Source organism: Kineococcus gurbantunggutensis, assembly GCF_050871925.1.
In the GTDB taxonomy this organism is placed as follows: Bacteria; Actinomycetota; Actinomycetes; order Actinomycetales; family Kineococcaceae; genus Kineococcus.
The window spans coordinates 21,858-29,625 of the sequence record NZ_JBJLSG010000053.1 but is presented as its reverse complement, the minus strand read 5'-3'; the positions used below and the strand labels follow the sequence as shown (position 1 = coordinate 29,625).

Genomic DNA, 7,768 nt, shown 5'->3' with positions numbered 1-7,768 from the left:
GCGTCTACCACCCCCCCCCGCCCCCGGCGGCCCCCCCCCCCCCCCCCCCCCCCCGCGCGCCCCCCCCCCCCCCCCCCCGCCGGGGCGCGCCCCCCCCCCCCCCCCCCCCCCCCCCCCCCCCCCCCCCCCCCCCCCTCAGCACGTGACGGTGGCGTCCCGGCCGGCCTGCTTGCCCCGGTACAGCGCGGCGTCGGCGTCGGCGAGCACCTCGGCGGCCGAGCGGCCCGGCGACCACCGCGCCACGCCCACGGTGCAGCTCTGCCCGCGCGGCACGGCGGCGCGGATGCGGTCGGCCACCGCGACCGCCCCGGCCTCGTCGCAGCCGGGCAGGGCCAGCACGAACTCCTCCCCGCCCCAGCGCGCCAGGGTGTCCACCTCGCGCAGGCAGGAGGAGGCCGCGGCGGCGAACTCGCGCAGCAGCGCGTCGCCCTCCAGGTGGCCGCGGGTGTCGTTGAACAGCTTGAAGCGGTCCAGGTCCAGCAGCGCGAACGTCAGCGGCGCGCCGGTGCGCGCCGCGCGCGCCACCTCGGCCGCGGCCACCGCGTCCCAGCGGCGGCGGTTGGGCAGGCCGGTGAGCGCGTCGTGCTCGGCGGCGCGCTCCAGGCGCTCCAGCAGCTCCGCGCGCTCCAGGGCGTGCGCGGCCTCCCCGGCCAGCGTGGCCAGGGTCGCGGCCACGCCCGGGGCCAGCGCCTCCACCCGGCGGCGCCAGATCAGCGCGAGCACCCCGACGGGTTCGCGGCCGCGGCGCAGCACCGGCTGCCACACCGCCGAGACCGTGCCGCACGCCTCGACGACGGCGCGGCTGGCGCGCGGGTGCGCGGGCACGTCCGGCTCGAAGAGCTGCCCGCGCCCCAGGTAGGCGTCCAGCACCAGGGACGTGTCGCGGCACGGGTCCAGGCGCAGCGAGACCCCCTCCAGCCCCACCGTCGCGGTCGTGGCGAGCACGCCGTCGGGACCGGGCTGGGCCAGGTAGGCGGCGTCGGCGCCGCACAGCTCGCGCGCCGCCTCGCACACCGCCGCGCGCGGCTCGTCGGCCGTGGCCACCGCCGCGGAGGCGCGCGCCAGCGCCTCCACCCGCGCGGCGTGCGCGCCCAGCTGCTCGTGCGCGGCGGCCAGCTCGGCGTGGGTGGCGCGCAGGGCCGCCTCGCGCGCCTGCAGCGCGGTGACGTCGTGCAGGGCGACGACCGCGCCGAGCACGGTGCCGTCGGCGGCGCGCACGGTGCGCCCCGAGCACGTGGCCGTCACCGGCGCGCGGCCGGGCACGGCGATGCGCACCCGCGCGCCCTGCACCGACCCCTCGCGCAGGGTGCGGTGCAGGGGCAGCTCCTCGGGCCGCAGCGGGCGCGCGCCGTCCTCGGTGCGCAGCCCGTAGGCGCCGGCGTGCCCGGCCAGGTCGAGGCCGCCGTCGGCGTCGCGGCCCAGCATGGCGCGGGCGGTGTCGTTGAAGGTGACCAGGCGCCCGTCGGGCCCGGCCACGACGATGCCGACGTCGACGGTGGCCAGCACGGCCTGCGTGAGCTCCTCGCGCCGCTCCGCCTCGCCCATCATCAGCTCCGCGAGGCTGCGCTGCTCGTCGGCCTCGGCGGCCAGCAGGTGCGCCCGGCGGGCCTGGCGGCGCCGCTCCAGCAGGGAGGCGGCGACCCCGGCCAGGTCGCGCAGGCCCGCCAGCTGGTGCTCGTCCAGGGCGCGGGCGACGGGGTCGAAGACGCACAGGGTGCCCAGGGCGTGCCCGTCGGCGGTGACGAGCGGGGCGGAGGCGTACAGGCGCATCGAGGCCAGGCGCCCGTCCACGTGCGGGTTGTGCCGGTGCACCGGGTGCAGGCGGGCGTCGGGGACGTGCACCAGGTCGCCGGAGCGGAACGCCACGGCGCACAGGGAGTCCTCCACGGGGGTCTGCGCGGCCAGGGGGCCCACGGTGCTGAGGTGGCACTGCCGCACCGCGTCCAGGAGGTTGACGCTGACCACGGGGGCGCCGGTCAGCGCCGCCGCCAGCCGCACCACGGCGTCCAGGTCCGCGCGGTCGTCGGCGCCGGGGCCGGGCCGGTGCTCCTCCAGCGCGGCCAGCCGGGCGCTCTCCTCAGCCCCTCGCACCCCCCGGTGATCGGCGCGCGGCGGGGCGGCCTTGAGCGCTCCGGGCGCGCACGCCGCGGGCGCCGCCGGACCGCGCACCCCCGGGGCGGGCCGGTTCAGGCGTCCGCGCCGCGGCGCACGGCGAGGGCCCCCAGCTCGGCGCGCTGCCACGCCACGGACAGCCCGCCGGTGGCCTCGCGCGCCGCGGTGCCGGCCACGGCGGTGGAGCCGCTGGCGCGCACGGCCAGCCGCACCCGCTCGCAGACCTCCGCGGCCCCCCGCGCGGGCCGCCCGGCGCACAGCACGCCCAGCTGGCGGGCGTTCAGGCGCGCCACGACCGCGTCGGCGCCGGCCGCCTCCAGCGCGGCGGCGGCGGCGCGGCGCAGCGAGCGCACGCCGTGGGCGGCGCCGAGGTCGACGACGGCGACGGTGGAGGGCTCGGCGTGGCTGCGCGCGCGCTCCTCCTCGCGGGCCAGCAGCCGGCCCCAGGAGCGCCGGTCCGGCAGGCCCGTGACGTCGTCGCGGTGCCGCAGGGCGCGGTGCGAGTCCTCGCCGCGCTCGCCGGCCAGGGCCCGCAGGTCCGCCTCCAGCGCGGCGGCCAGCCGGGCGGCCTCCTCGCGCGCCGGCGCGAGGTTGCGGTAGCCGTCGGCGTCCAGCGGCTGCGGGCCCACCCCGCACAGGGTGCCCAGCAGGCGCCCGTCGGCGGTGCGCATCGGCACGCCGGTGTAGGTGCGGATGCCGAAGCGCTGCACGAGGGGGCGCTCGGCGTAGGTGGGCACGGCGCCGATGTCCAGGGCGACCTGCGGGCCCAGGCCGGCGACCATCGCCTCGCAGGCGGTGTGCGCCCACGGCACGGCGATGCCCACGGGCACCTGCACGCGCAGCGAGTCGCCCACCAGCAGCGTGTACGTGTCGTCCACGACGCGGGTGGCGAACCACGTGGGCAGCCCGGGGCGCGCGGTGAGGGCGGAGGTCACCTCCTGCGCGCGCGCCAGGAAGGTCGTGGGGACCGCCGACGGCGCGGGCGGGTCCTGCACCGCGACCCGCTCGTCCCGACCCCGCCGCCGGGCACCGCCCGGCGAACGCCACCACACCACGACCGACCGCCTCCCCGCCCCCTGTTGGACCGTTTGCTCACACGGACCATCGGCCGGGATCCCTAGCACTTGAGCCCGCCGAGGGGGGGTTCCTTGCTAGGCAAGCGCGCTCAGGGCCCCAGGCGCTGGCGCAGCTCCTCGGGCAGCAGGGCCAGGCGCTCGCGCAGCCCGCCCTCGGCGGCCAGCACCGCGCGCAGCACCGGCAGCGCCAGCGCGTCGCCGCGCACCACGAACCCGTCGGCGCGGCCGTGGTCGTCGTCCAGGGTCAGGGCGTCGTCGAGCACGGCGACCACGGGGTCGTCCCCGGGCGGCAGCTCCTCGCCCCACAGCTCGACCAGGCCCGCGCGCACGCGCTCGGCCCGCCGCCTGCCGTCCGTGGTCACCGCGCCCCCTGCTGGATCCGCTCTGCGGGCACCGTAGAGCAGGAGAACGCGCAACCACCACTCAAGGTGAGCACCCCGACGCGCCGAGTCGTCACCTCAGTGCGGGCGTGGCACGCTGTGCGGGCCCGCAGCGGAGGGTCCGAGCTGCGCCGGGACCGGCGCGGGAGGGGTGAGGGAGCTGGCCATCGTGGACGAGCAGCGCGGCCGCGGGGCGGACGCGCGCACCGGGGAGCCCCCGGCGAGCGCGCTGTGGCCGCACCTGCTCGACGCCGTCGCGGCCGGCGGCTACCGGCTGACCCTGGAGGCCCCCGGCGGCGGGCGCGCCGTGCTGGTCTCCGAGGCGGAGCTGCAGCGCCTGGAGTCCGCCGTGCGCACCGCCCCCACCTCGCCGCTGACCGCCCGCGAGCGCGAGGTCCTGGGCCTGGTGGCGCGCGGCCTGAACGGCGTGCAGGTCGCCGAGCACCTCGGGGTGTCCACCAACACCGTCGCCCAGCACCTGCTGGCCGCGCGCCGCAAGTACGGGGTGCGCAGCAGCAGCGCGGCCGTGCAGGCCGCCTGCGCGGCCGGCCACCTCGACGAGGGGTGCCCGCCGGGCTGCTGACCCGACCGCGCGCGGGCACCCGGCCGCGCGCGTCCGGCGCCGCCCGCCCGGTGGCGCCGCGCGCGCCGGGCACGGACAGTGGGGAGCGGGCCGCCGCCCACGACCGTCCAGCCCCGGCGATCGGAGACCCGTGCCCCGCGACCTGCCCGGCCCCCGCGCCTCCTCGCGCCCCTCCCCCGGCACCGCCCGCGTCCCCGGTGCCCGCTCCCCCTGGCGCCCGGCCCCCGCACCGGGCGCGGCCGGCCGCACCGGCCCCGGCGTGCTGCGGGTGCCGCTGGCCCTGCTGCTCGTCGGCGCCGCCGGCGCCTGGTGGCTCGACGGCCCGCCCGCCGCCGCCGCGCTGGTCACGCTGGCCGCCTACGAGATCGCCCTCAGCGCCGACAGCGCCGTGCCCATGGCCGGCGTGGCCGGGCGGCTGCACCAGCGCGCCAAGCAGGTCTTCCTCGCCGCCGGCCTGCTCGCCGGGGTGATCGTCATGCGCCTGGTCGCCCCGCCCGTGGTGGTCTCCGCCTCCGCGCGGGAGACGCCCGCGCAGGTCGTGGACGACGTCATCACCGACCCCGGCGCCTACGCCGCGGAGCTGTCCGAGATCCGCCCCGGCCTGGCCGGCTTCGGCGGGGTGTTCCTGTGGCTGGTGTTCACCGAGTTCCTCCTCAACTGCGAGCGCAAGGACCGCCCGGCCTGGATCGGCCCGCTGGAGCGCCCGCTGCTGCACCTGCGCCGCCCGCGCGCGGTGCAGGCCGCGGTGGCGGTGGCGCTGGCCGCGCTGGCCGCCGCGCTCGCCCCGGCGGACCGGCGCGGCACCGTCGCGCTCGCCGGGGCGCTGGGGCTGGCCGCCTACGCCCTGGTCAAGCTCGTCGCCCTGCGCACCGCGCCGCCGGCGACGGGGTGGTGGCGCGCGGCCGCCCACGGCGCCGCGGTCGTCTTCGAGCGGGCGCTGGCGGTGTTCATGCTGCTGGAGGTCCTCGACGGCACGTACTCCTTCACCGGCGGCGCCGCCGGCCTGCCCCCCTGGGAGCGGCTGGGCATCGCCGCCGCCGGGGTCGGCGTCGGGGCCGTCTTCCTCGTGCAGCTCACCCGCCACCTCGACGCGCGCAGCGCCCTGAGCCGCTACGAGCACCTGCCCGCCGGCGCCGCCTACGTGCTCGGCGTCCTGGCGGTGCTGCTGTGGGTGAGCCTGCTGCGCCCGGTGCCCTCCGCGGTGGCCGGCTGGTTCGGCGGCGTCGTCATCGGCGCCGCGCTGCTCAGCTCGCTGGTGCGGGCACGCCGGCGCGCCGCCCCAGCCACGCCAGCAGCGCCGACGGCTCCAGCGGGCGCGCGTGCAGGTACCCCTGGGTCTCGTCGCACCCCAGGGCGCTGAGCCGGGCCAGCGTGGCGGGGTCCTCCACGCCCTCGGCGACCACGCGCAGCCCCAGGGCGTGCGCCAGCCCCACGGTGCTGGCCACGATCGCGGCCGCGGCCGGGTCGTGCAGCAGGTCGGTGGTGAAGGAGCGGTCCAGCTTCAGCTCGGTGACCGGCAGCCGGCGCAGCTGCGTCAGCGAGGAGTAGCCGGTGCCGAAGTCGTCGATGCTCACCTGCACGCCCTGCGCGCGCAGCGCGGCGACCACCGCCACGCTGCGCTCGGGCTCGCGCAGCAGCACGCTCTCGGTGACCTCCAGCACCAGCGCGGAGGCGGGCAGCCGGTGCGCGGCCAGCAGCGCCGCCACCCGCGCCGGCAGGCCGGTGTCCAGCAGGTCGCTGGCCGAGAGGTTCACCGACACGCGCAGGTGCACGCCCGCGCCCCACCACGCCGCGGCCTGCGCGACGGCGTCGCGCAGCACCCGGGCGGTGACGGCGCCCATCAGCCCGTGCGCCTCCGCCAGCGGCACGAACCGCCCCGGCCCCAGCAGCCCCAGCACCGGGTGCTGCCAGCGCACCAGCGCCTCCACGCCGGCGACGGCGCCCGAGGCGACGTCCAGCTGCGGCTGGTAGTGCAGCACGAGCTGCCCGCCCTCCACGCCCCGGCGCAGGTCCTCCGCCAGCGCCAGCAGACCGCGCGTGTCGCCGTGGCGGGCCGGGTCGTGGTGCACGGTGCCCGCGCCGGTGCGCTGGGCGTCGCTCAGGGCGCCGTGGGCCTGGCGCAGCAGCGCCTCGGCGTCCACCTCCGCCCCGCCCGCCGCGCCGCCCGCGCCGGCGGCGGTGCCGGCCGCCGTCCAGGACGTCAGGCCCACGCTGACGCCGACGTGCACGTCCATCGCCGTCAGCGGGAACGGCTCGGCGAGCACCGCCAGCAGGTGCGCGCCCAGGCGGGCGGCCGGCGGCTCCTCGCCCGGCCCGCACGGCTGCACCACGGCGAACTCGTCCCCGCCCAGGCGCCCGAACAGCGCCCCGGGCCCCAGCCCCGGCTGCACCCGCTGGGCGATCATGCGCAGCAGCTCGTCGCCGGCGGCGTGCCCCAGCGCGTCGTTGACCTCCTTGAAGCGCGCCACGTCCAGCACGGCCACCGCCCCGGCGGTGCCGGCGGCCAGGTGCTCGTCCAGGCGGCGCAGCACCGCGCGGCGGTTCGCCGTGCCCGTCAGGTCGTCGGTGAGCGCCTCGCGGCGGCTGGCGGCCAGCTGCACCAGGTCGCGCAGGTTGATCAGCAGGCGGGTGCTGGCGCCCAGCACGGCCGCCGCCGCGCACAGCACCGCCGTCGCGGAGCGGTCGGCGAGGACGTCGGCGACGACCACGGCCAGCGCGCCCAGCACCACCACGAACGCGCCCACCGTGGAGGCCGCCGGGGCCGCGCCCTCGGTGGGGGCCGAGCGCACCCGCAGCAGCGCCGCCGCGCACAGGCACGCCAGGCCCGCCGTCCACAGCAGCCCCGACAGGGCGTCGGGCACCCCCACGCCGGCGCGGGCGGCGAGCGTGCCGGCCCCGGCGACCGCCAGGCCGCCGGCCACCAGCCAGGTGCGCGGGTCGGTGCGCAGCGCGCTCAGCCGCACCGCCGTCACCGCCGTCAGGGCCAGCACCACCACCGAGGCGTCGCGGGCCAGCAGCAGCTCCACCAGCCAGCCGGGCGCGCCGGCACCGCCGCCGCCGCCGACGCTCTGCAGGACGGCGGTGAGCACGAGCACGGAGCTGAGCCCGTTGAGCAGGTCGTCGGGGTCGGCGCCGCTGGCCGAGTGCCGGTTCCAGCGCACCAGGGCGCGGTACGTCAGCGGGAAGCTCACCAGCGCGGCCGCGGCCAGCGGCACCTGCGCCGCCCCCGCCGGCAGCTCCGCGGGCCAGCGGGCGCCCGCCGCCGCGGCCAGCGGCGGCGCGCACGCCAGCGCGGCGGCGGCCAGGTACGCGGTGGCGGCGTGCCGGAAGGAGCTCCACACGCGCTGCTCGGCGCCGCGCAGGCGCGCGCGCCACGCCACCGCCCACCACGCCGCCGCGCAGGTCACCAGCACCGCCGCGGCGGAGACCGCCCCGGCCGCCGCCGGCGGCAGCAGCGGGGAGCACACCAGCACGGACCCGCCCAGCAGCAGCACCGGCAGCACGGCGCGCGGCGCGCCGGGCAGGGTCCGCAGCGGGGTGGGCGTCCTCACCCGTGCGGTGTCGGCACCCGCGCGCGGAGGGTTGACGGCCCGCCGCGGCGGTTCACCCGGGCGCCG

The 7,768-nt window shown here is 80.2% G+C and carries 6 protein-coding genes; 2 read left to right on the top strand and 4 right to left on the bottom strand.

Features of this window, described 5'->3' with window-relative positions; genetic code table 11:
• Positions 1-135 precede the first annotated feature (135 nt).
• From ACRYR7_RS12020 to ACRYR7_RS12010, 3 genes are all read right to left on the bottom strand, one after another.
• A complete protein-coding gene (locus ACRYR7_RS12020) occupies positions 136-2,091 on the bottom strand; it encodes a sensor domain-containing diguanylate cyclase (protein WP_432572330.1) in 1,956 nt (651 codons plus the stop codon).
• Positions 2,092-2,186: 95 nt separating this feature from the next.
• Complete coding sequence (locus ACRYR7_RS12015; protein ID WP_432572329.1) at positions 2,187-3,107, bottom strand: GAF domain-containing protein; 921 nt, start codon at positions 3,105-3,107, stop codon at positions 2,187-2,189.
• 170 nt (positions 3,108-3,277) lie between these two features.
• A complete protein-coding gene (locus ACRYR7_RS12010; protein ID WP_432572328.1) occupies positions 3,278-3,550 on the bottom strand; it encodes a hypothetical protein in 273 nt (90 codons plus the stop codon).
• A 169-nt stretch (positions 3,551-3,719) separates the two neighbouring features.
• On the opposite strand from ACRYR7_RS12010, the gene ACRYR7_RS12005 reads away from it, so the two are divergent.
• Together ACRYR7_RS12005 and ACRYR7_RS12000 are read left to right on the top strand one after the other, a co-directional pair.
• A complete protein-coding gene (locus ACRYR7_RS12005) occupies positions 3,720-4,151 on the top strand; it encodes a helix-turn-helix transcriptional regulator (RefSeq protein ID WP_432572327.1) in 432 nt (143 codons plus the stop codon).
• 130 nt (positions 4,152-4,281) lie between these two features.
• Positions 4,282-5,511, top strand: a complete 1,230-nt coding sequence (locus tag ACRYR7_RS12000; protein ID WP_432572326.1) for a DUF475 domain-containing protein — start codon at positions 4,282-4,284, stop codon at positions 5,509-5,511.
• Here the strand turns inward: ACRYR7_RS12000 and ACRYR7_RS11995 are convergent.
• Positions 5,396-7,702, bottom strand: coding sequence for a putative bifunctional diguanylate cyclase/phosphodiesterase (locus ACRYR7_RS11995; protein ID WP_432572325.1), 2,307 nt, complete (start codon positions 7,700-7,702; stop codon positions 5,396-5,398). The two genes, ACRYR7_RS12000 and ACRYR7_RS11995, sit on opposite strands and share 116 nt — an antisense overlap.
• Positions 7,703-7,768 lie beyond the last annotated feature (66 nt).